This window comes from Staphylococcus sp. LKG3-1, from assembly GCF_048568385.1.
GTDB lineage: Bacteria > Bacillota > Bacilli > Staphylococcales > Staphylococcaceae > Staphylococcus > Staphylococcus saprophyticus.
The window spans coordinates 1,065,847-1,083,122 of the sequence record NZ_CP183796.1; the positions used below are offsets into that span (position 1 = coordinate 1,065,847).

A 17,276-nucleotide genomic window follows, 5' to 3' on the forward strand; every position below is an offset into this window, starting at 1 on the left:
TTGACACAACCCATTTGATGTAGTAAATTTAATTTATCAAATTTTTAGACATTTCAAACAAATCAGAAAAAATAAACCATTCTATCGAGAGGAGTATAATAAAATGACCAAACATACAACGCAAGCTCAACCAACAACTTCAAATATTTTAGTCATTTTATTATGCTCATAGGACTGGAACTTTAGTAAAGAAACTACTAAACGTTTAAGTCCTTATTCTAGTTGAATGGGACTTTAAAGTGTCCCAATAAATTATTGGGACACTTTTTTTATTTTCAATTTTATGGGGGAATTAAATATGAGAAGTGACATGATCAAAAAAGGAGATCAACAAGCACCAGCAAGAAGTCTTTTACATGCAACGGGTGCATTAGAAAAACCAACAGATATGAACAAGCCATTCGTGGCAATTTGTAACTCATATATTGATATTGTCCCTGGACACGTACATCTTAGAGAATTAGCAGACATAGCTAAAGAAGCCATTCGTGAAGCTGGTGCGATTCCCTTTGAATTTGACACAATCGGTGTAGATGATGGTATTGCAATGGGCCATATTGGAATGAGATATTCTCTACCATCTAGAGAAATCATAGCTGATGCAGCTGAAACAGTTATTAATGCACATTGGTTTGATGGTGTATTCTACATCCCAAATTGCGATAAAATTACACCAGGCATGTTATTAGCATCTGTTCGTACCAATGTACCAGCTATCTTTTGTTCGGGTGGTCCAATGAAAGCCGGTTTATCTTCAGAAGGTAAAGCTTTAACACTTTCTTCAATGTTCGAAGCAGTTGGTGCATTTAAAGATGGATCTATTTCAAAAGATGAATTTTTAGATATGGAACAAAATGCTTGTCCAACTTGTGGTTCATGTTCTGGTATGTTTACTGCGAATTCAATGAACTGTTTAATGGAAGTGTTAGGGTTAGCCCTTCCATATAATGGTACTGCACTTGCAGTAAGTGACCAACGTAGAGAAATGATTAGAGAAGCTGCATTCAAACTAGTAGATAATATTAAAAACGATCTTAAACCAAAAGATATTGTAACCCGAGAAGCAATTGACGATGCTTTTGCATTAGACATGGCCATGGGTGGTTCAACCAATACTGTACTGCATACACTTGCTATCGCAAATGAAGCAGGTATTGATTATGATTTAACAAGAATTAATGAAATTGCTAAGAAAACACCATATCTTTCAAAAATAGCACCAAGCTCATCCTATTCAATGCATGATGTACATGAAGCTGGTGGTGTTCCAGCTATCATAAACGAATTATTTAAAAAAGAAGGTACATTGCATCCAGATAGAATTACAGCTACAGGTAAAACATTACGTGAAAACAATGAAGATAAAGAAATCTTAAATAGTGATGTTATAAGACATTTAGATAATCCATATGATAAACAAGGTGGACTTTCCATCCTTTATGGAAATATCGCTCCCAAAGGTGCTGTTATAAAAGTTGGTGGTGTAGACCCTTCCATTAAAGTCTTTAAAGGTAAAGCAATTTGTTTTGACTCACATGACGAAGCTGTCGAAGCGATTGATAACCATGATGTTCGTGAAGGTCACGTAGTTGTTATCCGATATGAAGGCCCTAAAGGTGGTCCAGGGATGCCAGAAATGTTAGCCCCTACTTCATCCATTGTAGGACGAGGCTTAGGAAAAGATGTAGCGCTTATCACAGATGGAAGATTTTCAGGTGCTACACGTGGTATTGCTGTTGGTCATATATCACCAGAAGCTGCAGCAGGTGGTCCAATTGGATTAATAGATGACGGAGATGAAATAACGATTGATTTAACGAACCGTACATTAGATGTCAATGTTTCAACTGAAGAATTAGACGCTAGAAAGCAAAACGTAAAACCATTTAAAGCAAAAGTAAAAACAGGTTATCTTGCGCGTTACACTGCATTAGTAACAAGTGCTAATACAGGTGGTATCATGCAAGTACCAGAAAATCTCATTTAAGGAGTGAGCATTATGTCTAAACAAACGGAAACACTTGAAAATGAATTGTCAGAAAATTTTGATTCTTTAGAAGCAGCTGAAGCCGTTGAACCTGAGGTAGAGTTAGAACAACAAACAATAGATGAGATGAAATCCGGGTCAGAATTGTTAGTAGAATCACTTGCAAATGAGAACGTAGACTTTATCTTTGGGTATCCGGGTGGTGCAGTACTCCCCCTTTACGACACATTTTATGATGGGAAAATTGAACATATCTTAGCAAGACATGAACAAGGTGCTACACACGCAGCTGAAGGGTATGCAAGAGTATCCGGTAATACAGGCGTTGTTGTCGTAACAAGCGGGCCAGGAGCAACCAATGCAATTACAGGTATTGCTGATGCTTATAGTGACTCATTGCCACTTGTTGTCATCACTGGTCAAGTCGCTACACCTGGTATTGGTAAAGATGCTTTCCAAGAAGCTGATTTACTTTCAATGACAACACCAATAACAAAACACAATTATCAAGTGAAAAATGTAAACGACATCCCTACTATCATTCATGAAGCGTTTCATATCGCCAATACTGGTAGAAAAGGTCCAGTTGTAATTGATTTTCCAAAAGATATGGGGATCTTATCAACAAACGCACAAGTAACAGAAGAATTAGAATTACCAGGTTATTCCGTACCAAATCAACCTAAAAAAGAAGAAATTCAAAAACTACGTGATTATTTAAAAAGTGCTAAAAAGCCTGTTGTACTTTCAGGTGCAGGTATTAATCATGCCAAAGCCAATAAAGTATTTACTGAATTTGTAAATAGACATCAATTACCTGTCGTTAGTACGCTATTAGGTCTCGGTGCTATACCATATGAACATCCCCTATTTTTAGGTATGGGTGGTATGCACGGCTCATATGCCAGCAATATGGCATTAACGGATTGCGATTTACTCATTAACTTTGGTAGTCGGTTTGACGATAGATTAGCAAGTGATCCAGAATCATTTGCACCAAATGCCAAAATAGTACATGTGGACATCGACGCATCTGAAATAAATAAAATCATCAAAGTAGATTTAGGTATCGTTGCTGACTGTAAAGCAACTTTAGAAGCATTATTAGATTTCGATAGTTATTCAATTAGACATGATGACTGGTTAGAAACTTGTAATGAAAATAAAGCTAAACAACCTTTTGCATATAAAGAAGATGAGGACGGCGTATTTTCTAAACCTCAAAGAACGATTGAATATATTGGTGAAATTACACAAGGTGACGCCGTAGTAACTACCGATGTCGGACAACATCAAATGTGGGTTGCCCAATTCTTTCCATTTAAAAATCATGGTCAATTAGTAACAAGTGGTGGTCTCGGCACAATGGGATTTGGTATCCCTGCTGCTATTGGAGCAAAACTTGCAGCACCTGATAAAACAGTCGTTGCCTTTGTTGGTGATGGTGGATTCCAAATGACAAACCAAGAAATGGCCATTTTAGAAGAATACAACCTTGATATCAAGATTGTCATTATTAACAACGGTACACTCGGCATGGTTAAGCAATGGCAGGATAAATTCTTTAATAAACGTTTCTCTCACTCAGTATTTAATGGCCAACCAGACTTTTTGAAATTAGCTGAAGCTTACAACGTGAAAGGTTACTTAGTTGAAAATCCAAGCCAATTAGAACAAGAGTTAGATGCAGCTTTTCAACATGAAGGACCTGCACTCATTGATGTACGTATTTCACCTATTGAACCTGTATCACCAATGGTACCAAGCGGCAAAGCTAATCATGAAATGGAGGGTCTATTATGAGAAGGACTTTTAGAACAAAAGTAAGAGATAAAGCTGGGACGTTAAATCGCTTAACAAGTATCTTCGTCCGTAGACAGTTTAACATCGTGACATTGTCAGCGACTCCAACTTTAGAAGAAGGTATTTCGGACATTACTTTTGTAGCAGAAGTACCTGATAGAGATGTGTTACGTAATCTACTTCAACAACTAGAAAAACAAATAAACATTATTGATGTTGAAGACATTACTGAAAGTAACACTTACAACAGAGAGTTGGTGCTAGTGAAATTAAAAACACCGACGAATCAGCAAGATTTACAAAATGTAATCAAACCATATGATGCGCTAGTCTCTATATTAAAACATGAAGCACCTTTTACGTATCTTCAAGCTTCAGGCCCACAATATACAATGGACAACTTATTAGATGATCTATCATCATATGAAATTGAACAAGTTTCTAGAACTGGTTCAGCAGCATTAGTTTAACAAAGCTTCAACTATACTTAATTACAAAAATGGAGGATTTTATTATGACAACAGTTTATTATGACCAATCAGTTACGAAAGACGCTTTACAAGGTAAAAAAGTAGCAATCATAGGCTATGGTTCTCAAGGACACGCACATGCTCAAAATTTAAAAGACAACGGTTATGATGTCATTATCGGAATCAGACCTGGACGTTCTTTTGACAAAGCTAAAGATGATGGCTTCGAAGTATATCCTGTAGATGAAGCAGCAAAACAAGCTGATGTCATCATGGTGTTATTACCAGATGAAATTCAAGGCCAAGTATATAAAGAAGAAATTGAACCAAACTTAGAAGCAAACAATGCATTAGTATTCGCGCATGGTTTTAATATTCATTTCGGTGTTATTCAACCACCAGAAAACGTAGATGTATTCTTAGTAGCGCCTAAAGGACCTGGACATTTAGTACGTCGTACATTTGCTGAAGGAAGCGCAGTCCCTGCCCTATTCGCAGTTGAACAAGATCCGAGTGGTGAAGCTAGAGATTTAGCATTAAGCTATGCTAAAGGTATCGGTGCAACACGTGCAGGTGTATTAGAAACATCATTTAAAGAAGAAACAGAAACAGATTTATTCGGTGAACAAGCAGTGCTTTGTGGTGGTACGACTAAATTAGTACAATCTGGTTTCGAAACGTTAGTAGAAGCAGGTTACCAACCAGAAATTGCATACTTTGAAGTATTGCATGAAATGAAATTGATTGTTGATTTAATGTATGAAGGCGGTATGGAAAATATGCGCTATTCAATTTCAAATACAGCTGAATTTGGTGACTATGTTTCTGGACCACGTATTATCACACCGGATGTTAAAGATAATATGAAAGCTGTATTAGATGATATTCAAAAAGGAAACTTCAGTGATCGATTCATTAAAGATAATCAAAATAATTTTGAAGAATTCCATAAATTAAGAGAAGAACAACATGGTCATCAAATCGAAGCGGTTGGTAGAGAACTCCGTGATATGATGCCATTCATCAAATCTAAGAGCATTGAAAAATAATTAGGCAAAATACCATATCTATCGATAAAAATGACATCAAGCTAAGTTCTAATGCAAATCGTAATATTTTGCATTAGCTAACTTGGTAAGATGTTTCAAATTTCTCGATAAATATGATTGTCTAAAATTCATTTATAGGAGATGTTGAAAATGAGTAGCCATATTCAAATTTTTGATACAACACTAAGAGACGGCGAACAAACACCTGGCGTAAATTTTTCATTCGATGAAAGATTAAAGATTGCTAAACAACTTGAAAAATGGGGCGTAGACATTATTGAAGCAGGTTTCCCCGCTTCTAGTTCTGGTAGTTTCAAATCAGTTGAAGCTATTGCTAAAACATTAACTACTACCGCTGTCTGTGGCTTAGCACGTTGTGTAAAAAAAGACATAGATGCAGTATACGAATCAACTAAAGCAGCAGCTAAACCTAGGATTCATGTATTTATTGCAACAAGCCCTATCCATCGTGATTCAAAACTAATGATGTCAAAAGAAGAAGTATTAGCATCTATTAAGGAGCATGTTTCTTATGCTAAACAATATTTTGATGTTGTTCAGTTTTCACCAGAAGATGCAACAAGAACGGAATTACCATTTTTAATTGAATGTGTTCAAACAGCTGTTGATGCAGGCGCTAGTGTAATTAACATCCCTGATACTGTAGGTTTTAGCTATCCTAAAGAATATGGTGAAATTTTCAAAACGTTACAAGAATCTGTTCATGCTGATCATGATGTGATTTATAGCGCACATTGTCACGATGATTTAGGCCTAGCAGTAGCAAATAGTATGGCAGCAATAGAGAATGGCGCAAAACGTATTGAAGGCACGCTTAATGGTATTGGCGAACGTGCTGGTAATACAGCTTTAGAAGAAGTTGCACTGGGCCTTTATGTTAGACAAGATCATTATGATAATCAAACTCAAATTAATTTAGAAGAAACAAAACAAACATCTGATTTAATTGCTCGATTCGCAGGTATTCGAGTCCCAAGAAACAAAGCCATTGTTGGACAAAACGCATTTAGTCATGAATCAGGTATACACCAAGATGGCGTTCTTAAAAATCCAGAAACTTATGAAATTATGACACCTCAACTTGTCGGAGTTAAAACAACAGAATTACCACTTGGTAAACTTTCTGGTAAGCACGCTTTTGCAGAAAAACTAACTGCCCTAGGTTACGATGTTGATCCTGAAGAACAAAAAACTTTATTCAAACAATTTAAAACGGTCGCTGATAAGAAAAAAGCAGTAACTGATCGTGACATCCATGCTTTAATTCAAGGTACGGAACATGAACAAAATGCAATTTATAAAGTAGAGACACTTCAATTACAATTTGTTTCTAATGGTTTACAAAGTGCTGTCGTTGTAATTAAAGATATAGACGGTAATACGTACCAAGATTCAAGTATTGGAACAGGCTCCATTGTTTCTGTATACAACGCTGTTGATCGTATCTTTGATCGTAAAACAGAACTTATTGAATATCGCATAGACTCTGTTACTGAAGGCACAGATGCTCAAGCTGAAGTACATGTTCAGATTAAGATAGATGATCAAATTGTTACTGGTGTAGGTATTGACCACGATATCTTACTCGCTTCTTGTAAATCATATGTTGAAGCGCATGCGAAATATGTAGCTAATACAAAAGTGGAAGAAGGTATTCATTCATGAGTTATAAGATTGTAGCCCTTCCTGGAGACGGAATTGGACCAGAAATATTAAATGGTTCATTAGAAATATTACAACAGCTAAGTAAAGAATTTCATTTTGAATATGAATTAGAATCACATGACTTTGGTGGTATTGCTATAGATAATCATGGCAAACCACTTCCAGATTCCACATTAAATGCTTGTAAAAATGCAGACGCAATCCTATTAGGTGCTGTGGGGGGACCCAAGTGGACAGATCCAAATAATAGACCAGAACAAGGTTTACTTGGCATTCGTAAAGCTTTGGGTCTGTTTGCAAATATACGCCCCACTACAGTTACAAATGGCACAAGCCATTTATCCCCTATTAAAGAAGAACGTGTCGCAAATACAGATTTTATTTTAGTAAGAGAATTAACCGGTGGCATCTATTTTGGTGAACCAAAACAATTAAGTGAAAACGACGCACTGGATTCCTTGACTTATACTAGAGATGAAATCGAAAGAATTGCTAGAGTTGGTTTTGAATTAGCTCAAAAGCGTCATAAAAAGTTAACTTCAGTTGATAAAGAAAATGTACTTTCATCTAGTAAATTATGGAGAAATGTAATAAATGAAGTATCTCAATCATATCCTGATGTTGAGGTAAACCATTTACTCGTCGATGCTTGTGCCATGCACTTAATAACAAATCCATCACAATTTGATGTCATTGTGACAGAAAATTTATTTGGCGATATTTTAAGTGACGAAGCTTCAGTCATTCCTGGTTCTTTGGGATTATCACCTTCAGCAAGCTTTAGCGAACAAGGTCCAAGACTATATGAACCTATTCATGGTTCAGCTCCAGATATTGCAAATCAAGATATTGCCAATCCTTTTGGCATGTTACTATCCGTGGCAATGTGTCTTAGAGAAAGTCTAAATGAAGACAAAGCAGCAGATAAATTAGAAAATGTTATATATCAATTAATAAAAGAAGGAAAAACAACCCGTGATCTCAATGGTAATTATCTTACATCAGAAATTTTTAATTACGTCAAAGAAAATCTTTAAAAAGGAGGAGATGTCATATGGGTAAAACACTATTTGATAAAGTTTGGAACAAGCATGTCTTAACTGGTAAAGAAGGTGACCCACAATTATTATATATTGACCTACATCTAATACATGAAGTCACATCTCCTCAAGCTTTTGAAGGATTAAGACTACAAAATAGACAATTGCGTAGACCTGATTTAACCTATGCAACACTTGATCATAACGTGCCAACGGTCGATATTTTCAATATTAAAGATGAAATTGCAAACAAACAAATCACAACTTTACAAAAAAATGCAAAGGCCTTTGGTGTTCATATTTTTGATATGGGATCCGATGAACAAGGTATCGTTCATATGGTTGGCCCAGAAACAGGATTGACTCAACCAGGAAAAACCATCGTCTGCGGTGACTCACATACTGCGACTCATGGTGCTTTTGGTGCAATCGCTTTTGGTATTGGTACAAGTGAAGTTGAACACGTTTTTGCAACACAATCACTTTGGCAAACTAAACCTAAAAATTTAAAAATTGAAGTAAATGGTAAATTACCTACAGGTGTTTACGCAAAAGATATTATTTTGCATCTTATCAATCAACATGGTGTTGATTTCGGTACTGGTTATGCTCTAGAATTTTCTGGTGAAACAATTCGCAGTTTATCCATGGAAGCGAGAATGACAATTTGCAATATGGCTATAGAAGCTGGTGCAAAATACGGTATGATGGCTCCAGATGAAACAACTTTTGAGTATGTTAAAGGACGTCCTTATGCTACAAATTATAAATATGATATTGATGCATGGCGCGAACTATATACTGATGAAGATGCAGAATTTGATAGAGTGATCACTTTAGATGTAACTGATCTAGAACCTCAAGTAACTTGGGGTACAAATCCTGAAATGGGTGTAAGTTTTAATACGCCCTTCCCTGAAATACAAAATGTAAATGATGAACGTGCTTATAATTACATGGGCCTTCAACCTGGTCAAAAAGCTGAGGACATAGACTTAGGTTATGTATTCTTAGGTTCTTGTACTAATGCTCGCCTTTCTGACTTGGTTGAAGCAAGTCACGTCGTTAAAGGGAATAAAGTACACCCAAACATTACTGCAATTGTTGTACCAGGTTCACGTACAGTTAAGATAGAAGCTGAAAAATTAGGTCTTGATAAAATATTTAAAGACGCTGGTTTTGATTGGAGAGAGCCTGGATGCTCCATGTGCCTGGGAATGAATCCAGACCAAGTGCCTAATGGTGTACATTGTGCTTCTACGAGTAACCGTAACTTTGAAGGACGACAAGGTAAAGGCGCTCGTACTCATTTAGTATCACCTGCAATGGCAGCAGCTGCTGCTATTAATGGAAAATTTGTAGATGTTAGAAAGGTGGTTGTATAAAATGGAAATCAAACCAATCACAACATACACTGGTAAAGTCGTACCACTTTTTAATGACAATATTGATACCGATCAAATTATTCCAAAAGTACATTTAAAACGTATTTCTAAGTCAGGTTTTGGACCTTTTGCATTTGATGAATGGCGCTATTTAGATGATGGTTCTGATAACCCAGATTTTAATCCTAATAAACCAGAATATAAAGATGCTTCAATTTTAATTACTGGTGAAAATTTTGGATGTGGATCCAGTCGTGAACATGCGGCATGGGCTATTAAAGACTATGGTTTTGACATTATTATCGCCGGTAGCTATAGTGATATTTTTTATATGAATTGTACTAAAAATGCAATGTTGCCTATTGTATTAGACAAAGAAGCAAGAGAGTATCTAGCAGATGCTGGAGAGATTACAATAGATTTACCAAATCAAACTGTTTCGACAAAAGATAAATCATTTGATTTTCAAATTGATGAAACATGGAAGAAAAAACTCGTCAATGGACTTGATGATATTGATATCACTTTACAGTTTGAAGATGCAATCAAAAATTACGAAGCAGCAAAAACATACTAATTAATACAAAAAGGGTGAAACTAATGACTGTAAAAACAACAGTTTCTTCAAAGGATATAGATGAAGCTTATTTACAATTAAAAGATATAGTTAAAGAGACACCATTACAAAAAGATCACTATTTATCACAAAAATATGATTGTAACGTTTATTTAAAACGTGAAGATTTGCAATGGGTTAGGTCATTTAAACTCAGAGGTGCATATAACGCGATTATTGCTTTAGATGAAGCTGATCGTCAAAACGGTATCACGTGTGCAAGTGCGGGTAATCATGCACAAGGCGTAGCTTATACAGCTAGTAACTTAAACTTGAATACTGTCATATTTATGCCAGTAACTACCCCACTTCAAAAAATTAACCAAGTGAAATTCTTTGGTGGCGACAATACTGAAGTCGTATTAACTGGTGATACTTTTGACGACTGCCTTAAAGAAGCCCTTGTTTATACTGAAGAAAATAAAATGAACTTTATTGACCCTTTTAATAATATTTATACTATTGCTGGTCAAGGCACATTAGCTAAAGAAATACTTGAACAATCTAAAGATAACGACATTCAATTCGATTATTTATTTGCTGCAATCGGTGGTGGTGGTTTAATTTCTGGAGTTGGTACTTATTTCAAAACGCATTCTCCAGAAACTTCAATTATAGGTGTTGAGCCTGCGGGTGCAGCAAGTATGTATACTTCAGTAGTATTGGAAAATCAACTAGTTACTTTACCAGATATTGATAAATTTGTAGATGGCGCATCTGTAGCGCGTGTTGGACAAATTACTTTTGATATTTCTAAAGATATCGTTGATGATTATATCCAAGTACATGAGGGTGCTGTTTGTTCAACTATTTTAGATATGTACTCTAAACAAGCTATTATTGCTGAACCTGCGGGTGCATTAAGTGTAGCTGCACTTGATCAATATCAAGCAGAAATCAAAGGAAAAACTGTTGTCTGTGTTGTTAGTGGTGGCAATAATGATATTAATCGTATGAAGGAAATTGAAGAACGTTCATTATTATTTGAAGAGATGAAGCATTACTTCATCCTAAATTTCCCGCAACGTCCAGGCGCATTAAGAGAATTTGTTAACGAAGTACTTGGTCCTAAAGATGATATTACGAAATTTGAATATCTCAAAAAATCTTCCCAAAATACTGGAACTGTAATTATAGGTATTCAGTTGAATAATCATAAAGATTTGGGACATTTAAAAGCAAATGTTGATGAATTTGATAAATCAAATATTTATATTAACGAAAATAAAATGTTATATTCATTGCTGATTTAAGCATTATAAGAGGCCTAATCCTTACTATATAGGGTTAGGCCTCTTTATATTTAAAATTATTTTGCAATTTTGATCGTACATTACTTGTTAGGTGTATGTTTGCTCCTGTAGTCGCACTCATTCTATTTACTGCAGTAAGTACGTTCATATATAGAGTGTCTTTCCAATTTATTGGATTTAGTTATTCTTACATACGAGTTTTGACTTGTATGTTCATTTAATCAATACCGCTTGTAAGCTCGCTTCGTCTTTTGCTCAGTTCGTCAGCTTCAAACACTTTCTCATAATAGCTTATTTTAGGCTTTTCAGTTCTTCGAACTGGAGAAGTTAAGCCTTTTTTGACATAAAAAAAAGAGACCTCTCGGTCTCGGCTCATCGCATCCTATTAATGCTGCCTGGCAACGTCCTACTCTTGCGGAACGTAAGTCCGACTACCATCGGCGCTAAGGAGCTTAACTTCTGTGTTCGGCATGGGAACAGGTGTGACCTCCTTGCCATTGTCACCAGACAATGAAATGTATGAAATTATACATTCAAAACTAGATAGTAAGTAAAATATGATTCAACCAAACAAAACATTTAAAATTTGATTAAGTCTTCGATCGATTAGTATTCGTCAGCTGCACATATCGCTATGCTTCCACCTCGAACCTATTAACCTCATCATCTTTGAGGGATCTTATAACCGAAGTTGGGAAATCTCATCTTGAGGGGGGCTTCATGCTTAGATGCTTTCAGCACTTATCCCGTCCATACATAGCTACCCAGCGATGCCGTTGGCACGACAACTGGTACACCAGAGGTATGTCCATCCCGGTCCTCTCGTACTAAGGACAGCTCCTCTCAAATTTCCTACGCCCACGACGGATAGGGACCGAACTGTCTCACGACGTTCTGAACCCAGCTCGCGTACCGCTTTAATGGGCGAACAGCCCAACCCTTGGGACCGACTACAGCCCCAGGATGCGATGAGCCGACATCGAGGTGCCAAACCTCCCCGTCGATGTGAACTCTTGGGGGAGATAAGCCTGTTATCCCCGGGGTAGCTTTTATCCGTTGAGCGATGGCCCTTCCATGCGGAACCACCGGATCACTAAGTCCGTCTTTCGACCCTGCTCGACTTGTAAGTCTCGCAGTCAAGCTTCCTTATGCCTTTACACTCTATGAATGATTTCCAACCATTCTGAGGAAACCTTTGAGCGCCTCCGTTACTCTTTAGGAGGCGACCGCCCCAGTCAAACTGCCCATCTGACACTGTCTCCCACCATGATAAATGGTGCGGGTTAGAAATCCAACACAGCGAGGGTAGTATCCCACCAACGCCTCCACGTAAGCTAGCGCTCACGTATCTCAGGCTCCTACCTATCCTGTACAAGCTGTGCCGAATTTCAATATCAGACTACAGTAAAGCTCCACGGGGTCTTTCCGTCCTGTCGCGGGTAACCTGCATCTTCACAGGTACTATGATTTCACCGAGTCTCTCGTTGAGACAGTGCCCAAATCGTTACGCCTTTCGTGCGGGTCGGAACTTACCCGACAAGGAATTTCGCTACCTTAGGACCGTTATAGTTACGGCCGCCGTTTACTGGGGCTTCGATTCGTAGCTTCGCAGAAGCTAACCACTCCTCTTAACCTTCCAGCACCGGGCAGGCGTCAGCCCCTATACATCACCTTACGGTTTAGCAGAGACCTGTGTTTTTGATAAACAGTCGCTTGGGCCTATTCACTGCGGCTCTCCTGGGCGTTAACCCTAAAGAGCACCCCTTCTCCCGAAGTTACGGGGTCATTTTGCCGAGTTCCTTAACGAGAGTTCGCTCGCTCACCTTAGAATTCTCATCTTGACTACCTGTGTCGGTTTGCGGTACGGGCACCACAATTCTAGCTAGAGGCTTTTCTTGGCAGTGTGAAATCAACGACTCGAGGAAACAATTTCCTCTCCCCATCACAGCTCAATCTTAAGAGTGCCGGATTTGCCTAACACTCAATCTCACTGCTTGGACGTACAATCCAATCGTACGCTTCGCCTATCCTACTGCGTCCCCCCATCGCTTAAAACGAATAATGGTGGTACAGGAATATCAACCTGTTATCCATCGCCTACGCCTATCGGCCTCAGCTTAGGACCCGACTAACCCAGAGCGGACGAGCCTTCCTCTGGAAACCTTAGTCAATCGGTGGACGGGATTCTCACCCGTCTTTCGCTACTCACACCGGCATTCTCACTTCTAAGCGCTCCACATGTCCTTGCGATCATGCTTCAACGCCCTTAGAACGCTCTCCTACCATTGTCCTTACGGACAATCCACAGCTTCGGTAATATGTTTAGCCCCGGTACATTTTCGGCGCAGTGTCACTCGACTAGTGAGCTATTACGCACTCTTTAAATGATGGCTGCTTCTAAGCCAACATCCTAGTTGTCTGGGCAACGCCACATCCTTTTCCACTTAACATATATTTTGGGACCTTAGCTGGTGGTCTGGGCTGTTTCCCTTTCGAACACGGACCTTATCACCCGCGTTCTGACTCCCAAGTTAAATTGATTGGCATTCGGAGTTTGTCTGAATTCGGTAACCCGATAAGGGCCCCTCGTCCAAACAGTGCTCTACCTCCAATAATCATCACTTGAGGCTAGCCCTAAAGCTATTTCGGAGAGAACCAGCTATCTCCAGGTTCGATTGGAATTTCTCCGCTACCCACAACTCATCCGCTCACTTTTCAACGTAAGTCGGTTCGGTCCTCCATTCAGTGTTACCTGAACTTCAACCTGGTCATGGGTAGATCACCTGGTTTCGGGTCTACGACCAAATACTCAACGCCCTATTCAGACTCGCTTTCGCTACGGCTCCACATTCACTGCTTAACCTTGCATCAAATCGTAACTCGCCGGTTCATTCTACAAAAGGCACGCCATCACCCATTAACGGGCTCTGACTACTTGTAAGCACACGGTTTCAAGTTCTATTTCACTCCCCTTCCGGGGTACTTTTCACCTTTCCCTCACGGTACTGGTTCACTATCGGTCACTAGAGAGTATTTAGCCTTGGGAGATGGTCCTCCCAGATTCCGACGGAATTTCTCGTGTTCCGTCGTACTCAGGATCCACTCAAGAGTGAACAAACTTTCGACTACAGGATTATTACCTTCTTTGATTCATCTTTCCAGATGATTCGTCTAGTCTGTTCTTTTGTAACTCCGTATAGAGTGTCCTACAACCCCAACAAGCAAGCTCGTTGGTTTGGGCTCTTCCCGTTTCGCTCGCCGCTACTCAGGGAATCGATTTTTCTTTCTCTTCCTGCGGGTACTAAGATGTTTCAGTTCTCCGCGTCTGCCTTCAGATATGCTATGTATTCACATATCGATAACACGACATAACTCGTGCCGGGTTTCCCCATTCGGAAATCTCTGGATCAAAGCTTACTTACAGCTCCCCAAAGCATATCGTCGTTAGTAACGTCCTTCGTCGGCTTCTAGTGCCAAGGCATCCACCGTGCGCCCTTAATAACTTAATCTTTTTTGACTTTCAACACGAACAAGTCGGTTGAAAACCCAAAATGTTATTAATCTGTGAGTGTTCTTTCGAACACTAGCGATTATTTCTTTTTGAATTCAAAGCTTGTTAAAAAACTCTAATTCACTCGGTTTTGCTTGGTAAAATCATAAATTTTACTTACTTATCTAGTTTTCAATGTACAAAATAATGCAATGAATACTCCAATGAGCATTCAAAACTGAATACAATATGTCAATGTTATTCCTGCATCTTCGTAAGAAGATGTTCCGAATATATCCTTAGAAAGGAGGTGATCCAGCCGCACCTTCCGATACGGCTACCTTGTTACGACTTCACCCCAATCATTTGTCCCACCTTCGACGGCTAGCTCCATAAATGGTTACTCCACCGGCTTCGGGTGTTACAAACTCTCGTGGTGTGACGGGCGGTGTGTACAAGACCCGGGAACGTATTCACCGTAGCATGCTGATCTACGATTACTAGCGATTCCAGCTTCATGTAGTCGAGTTGCAGACTACAATCCGAACTGAGAACAACTTTATGGGATTTGCATGACCTCGCGGTTTAGCTGCCCTTTGTATTGTCCATTGTAGCACGTGTGTAGCCCAAATCATAAGGGGCATGATGATTTGACGTCATCCCCACCTTCCTCCGGTTTGTCACCGGCAGTCAACCTAGAGTGCCCAACTTAATGATGGCAACTAAGCTTAAGGGTTGCGCTCGTTGCGGGACTTAACCCAACATCTCACGACACGAGCTGACGACAACCATGCACCACCTGTCACTTTGTCCCCCGAAGGGGAAGGCTCTATCTCTAGAGTTTTCAAAGGATGTCAAGATTTGGTAAGGTTCTTCGCGTTGCTTCGAATTAAACCACATGCTCCACCGCTTGTGCGGGTCCCCGTCAATTCCTTTGAGTTTCAACCTTGCGGTCGTACTCCCCAGGCGGAGTGCTTAATGCGTTAGCTGCAGCACTAAGGGGCGGAAACCCCCTAACACTTAGCACTCATCGTTTACGGCGTGGACTACCAGGGTATCTAATCCTGTTTGATCCCCACGCTTTCGCACATCAGCGTCAGTTACAGACCAGAAAGTCGCCTTCGCCACTGGTGTTCCTCCATATCTCTGCGCATTTCACCGCTACACATGGAATTCCACTTTCCTCTTCTGCACTCAAGTTTCCCAGTTTCCAATGACCCTCCACGGTTGAGCCGTGGGCTTTCACATCAGACTTAAGAAACCGCCTACGCGCGCTTTACGCCCAATAATTCCGGATAACGCTTGCCACCTACGTATTACCGCGGCTGCTGGCACGTAGTTAGCCGTGGCTTTCTGATTAGGTACCGTCAAGACGTGCACAGTTACTTACACGTTTGTTCTTCCCTAATAACAGAGTTTTACGAGCCGAAACCCTTCATCACTCACGCGGCGTTGCTCCGTCAGGCTTTCGCCCATTGCGGAAGATTCCCTACTGCTGCCTCCCGTAGGAGTCTGGACCGTGTCTCAGTTCCAGTGTGGCCGATCACCCTCTCAGGTCGGCTACGTATCGTCGCCTTGGTAAGCCGTTACCTTACCAACTAGCTAATACGGCGCGGGTCCATCTATAAGTGATAGCAAAACCATCTTTCACTTTAGAACCATGCGGTTCCAAATGTTATCCGGTATTAGCTCCGGTTTCCCGAAGTTATCCCAGTCTTATAGGTAGGTTACCCACGTGTTACTCACCCGTCCGCCGCTAACGTCAAAGGAGCAAGCTCCTTATCTGTTCGCTCGACTTGCATGTATTAGGCACGCCGCCAGCGTTCATCCTGAGCCAGGATCAAACTCTCCATAAATGAATTATGATGTTTGATTAGCTCATAAAATACTAATTTGTGTTATCTCTAACACTTGTTTTGAACCAACAATTTAATGTTGTGTTCGGAATTAACGTTGACATATTGCAATTCAGTTTTCAATGTTCATTTAAATTTCTATTGGAGCGGGTGATGGGAATCGAACCCACAACATCAGCTTGGAAGGCTGAGGTTTTGCCATTAAACTACACCCGCATATTTATTCATTAAAGGTATTTGATGCGGCCGAGAGGATTTGAACCTCCACGGGAATACTCCCACTAGGCCCTCAACCTAGCGCGTCTGCCGTTCCGCCACGGCCGCTTAGCCAAACGGTCAATTTGTTTCTCGTTCATTAAGTAACAAATAACATTGTAATATATTCTTAATTATTTGTCAACAACTTTTTAAATTGTATTTAACAAAATTAATGTTTCCTTAACCAAAGTTGCTATTAATTTCGCAACGTTTAATATCATATAATATATTTCGCTCATCGTCAATGAATAAACAAAACTAAAAAGAGTAAATTAACAAGATTAATTAATTAAACTCTCTAATTTGGTGAAAGTACACACAAAATACTCTATTTTTCCCTTAATCATTGCTAAAAATCTTCCATAAAATACATTCTATATATA

Annotated in this window: 9 protein-coding genes, 2 tRNA genes and 3 rRNA genes; 9 read left to right on the plus strand and 5 right to left on the minus strand. The window is 39.3% G+C overall.

Features of this window, described 5'->3' with window-relative positions:
* Positions 1-298: 298 nt before the first annotated feature.
* The 9 genes from ilvD to ilvA all read left to right on the plus strand — a co-directional run bounded on the left by ilvD (position 299) and on the right by ilvA (position 11,289).
* Complete coding sequence (ilvD, locus tag ACM595_RS05325) at positions 299-1,987, plus strand: dihydroxy-acid dehydratase (protein WP_037538073.1); 1,689 nt, start codon at positions 299-301, stop codon at positions 1,985-1,987.
* 12 nt (positions 1,988-1,999) lie between these two features.
* Positions 2,000-3,790, plus strand: coding sequence for a biosynthetic-type acetolactate synthase large subunit (gene ilvB, locus ACM595_RS05330; protein ID WP_069825939.1), 1,791 nt, complete (start codon positions 2,000-2,002; stop codon positions 3,788-3,790).
* Positions 3,787-4,260 (plus strand): acetolactate synthase small subunit, encoded by a 474-nt coding sequence (ilvN, locus tag ACM595_RS05335; RefSeq protein WP_002482765.1) that lies wholly within the window; start codon positions 3,787-3,789, stop codon positions 4,258-4,260. Before ilvB ends, ilvN begins: the two co-directional genes overlap by 4 nt.
* Before the next feature lie 44 nt (positions 4,261-4,304).
* Positions 4,305-5,309, plus strand: coding sequence for a ketol-acid reductoisomerase (gene ilvC / locus ACM595_RS05340; protein WP_037538061.1), 1,005 nt, complete (start codon positions 4,305-4,307; stop codon positions 5,307-5,309).
* 150 nt (positions 5,310-5,459) lie between these two features.
* Positions 5,460-6,995, plus strand: a complete 1,536-nt coding sequence (locus tag ACM595_RS05345; protein WP_011302712.1) for a 2-isopropylmalate synthase — start codon at positions 5,460-5,462, stop codon at positions 6,993-6,995.
* Positions 6,992-8,032: a 3-isopropylmalate dehydrogenase gene (gene leuB, locus ACM595_RS05350; RefSeq protein WP_011302711.1), complete on the plus strand. Its 1,041-nt coding sequence runs from the start codon at positions 6,992-6,994 to the stop codon at positions 8,030-8,032. The genes ACM595_RS05345 and leuB overlap by 4 nt, the downstream gene beginning before the upstream one ends.
* A gap of 17 nt (positions 8,033-8,049) precedes the next feature.
* On the plus strand, positions 8,050-9,420 hold the full coding sequence (gene leuC, locus ACM595_RS05355; RefSeq protein ID WP_002482761.1) for a 3-isopropylmalate dehydratase large subunit: 1,371 nt from the start codon (positions 8,050-8,052) through the stop codon (positions 9,418-9,420).
* 1 nt (position 9,421) lies between these two features.
* Positions 9,422-9,997: a 3-isopropylmalate dehydratase small subunit gene (leuD, locus tag ACM595_RS05360; protein WP_002482760.1), complete on the plus strand. Its 576-nt coding sequence runs from the start codon at positions 9,422-9,424 to the stop codon at positions 9,995-9,997.
* Positions 9,998-10,020: 23 nt separating this feature from the next.
* Positions 10,021-11,289 carry a threonine ammonia-lyase IlvA gene (gene ilvA / locus ACM595_RS05365; protein WP_041079881.1) on the plus strand — a complete coding sequence of 423 codons (1,269 nt, stop codon included), beginning with the start codon at positions 10,021-10,023 and terminating at the stop codon, positions 11,287-11,289.
* Between the two features lie 393 nt (positions 11,290-11,682).
* Here ilvA and rrf read toward each other — a convergent pair.
* The 5 genes from rrf to ACM595_RS05390 form a co-directional block, all read right to left on the minus strand.
* Positions 11,683-11,797 (minus strand): 5S ribosomal RNA (gene rrf, locus ACM595_RS05370).
* A 78-nt stretch (positions 11,798-11,875) separates the two neighbouring features.
* Positions 11,876-14,798 (minus strand): 23S ribosomal RNA (locus tag ACM595_RS05375).
* 284 nt (positions 14,799-15,082) lie between these two features.
* A 16S ribosomal RNA gene (locus ACM595_RS05380) occupies positions 15,083-16,635 on the minus strand.
* Together the 16S, 23S and 5S rRNA genes with 2 tRNA genes alongside form the textbook arrangement of a ribosomal RNA operon.
* A gap of 142 nt (positions 16,636-16,777) precedes the next feature.
* Positions 16,778-16,851 (minus strand) — tRNA-Gly (locus tag ACM595_RS05385).
* A 25-nt stretch (positions 16,852-16,876) separates the two neighbouring features.
* A tRNA-Leu gene (locus ACM595_RS05390) sits at positions 16,877-16,959 on the minus strand.
* Positions 16,960-17,276: the final 317 nt, after the last annotated feature.

Coding starts and splice junctions, on each gene's coding strand:
- ilvA (WP_041079881.1), top strand. CDS start 10,021: ATGACTGTAAAAACAACAGTTTCTTCAAAGGATATAGATGAAGCTTAT.
- leuB (WP_011302711.1), top strand. CDS start 6,992: ATGAGTTATAAGATTGTAGCCCTTCCTGGAGACGGAATTGGACCAGAA.
- leuD (WP_002482760.1), top strand. CDS start 9,422: ATGGAAATCAAACCAATCACAACATACACTGGTAAAGTCGTACCACTT.
- leuC (WP_002482761.1), top strand. CDS start 8,050: ATGGGTAAAACACTATTTGATAAAGTTTGGAACAAGCATGTCTTAACT.
- ilvD (WP_037538073.1), top strand. CDS start 299: ATGAGAAGTGACATGATCAAAAAAGGAGATCAACAAGCACCAGCAAGA.
- ACM595_RS05345 (WP_011302712.1), top strand. CDS start 5,460: ATGAGTAGCCATATTCAAATTTTTGATACAACACTAAGAGACGGCGAA.
- ilvN (WP_002482765.1), top strand. CDS start 3,787: ATGAGAAGGACTTTTAGAACAAAAGTAAGAGATAAAGCTGGGACGTTA.
- ilvC (WP_037538061.1), top strand. CDS start 4,305: ATGACAACAGTTTATTATGACCAATCAGTTACGAAAGACGCTTTACAA.
- ilvB (WP_069825939.1), top strand. CDS start 2,000: ATGTCTAAACAAACGGAAACACTTGAAAATGAATTGTCAGAAAATTTT.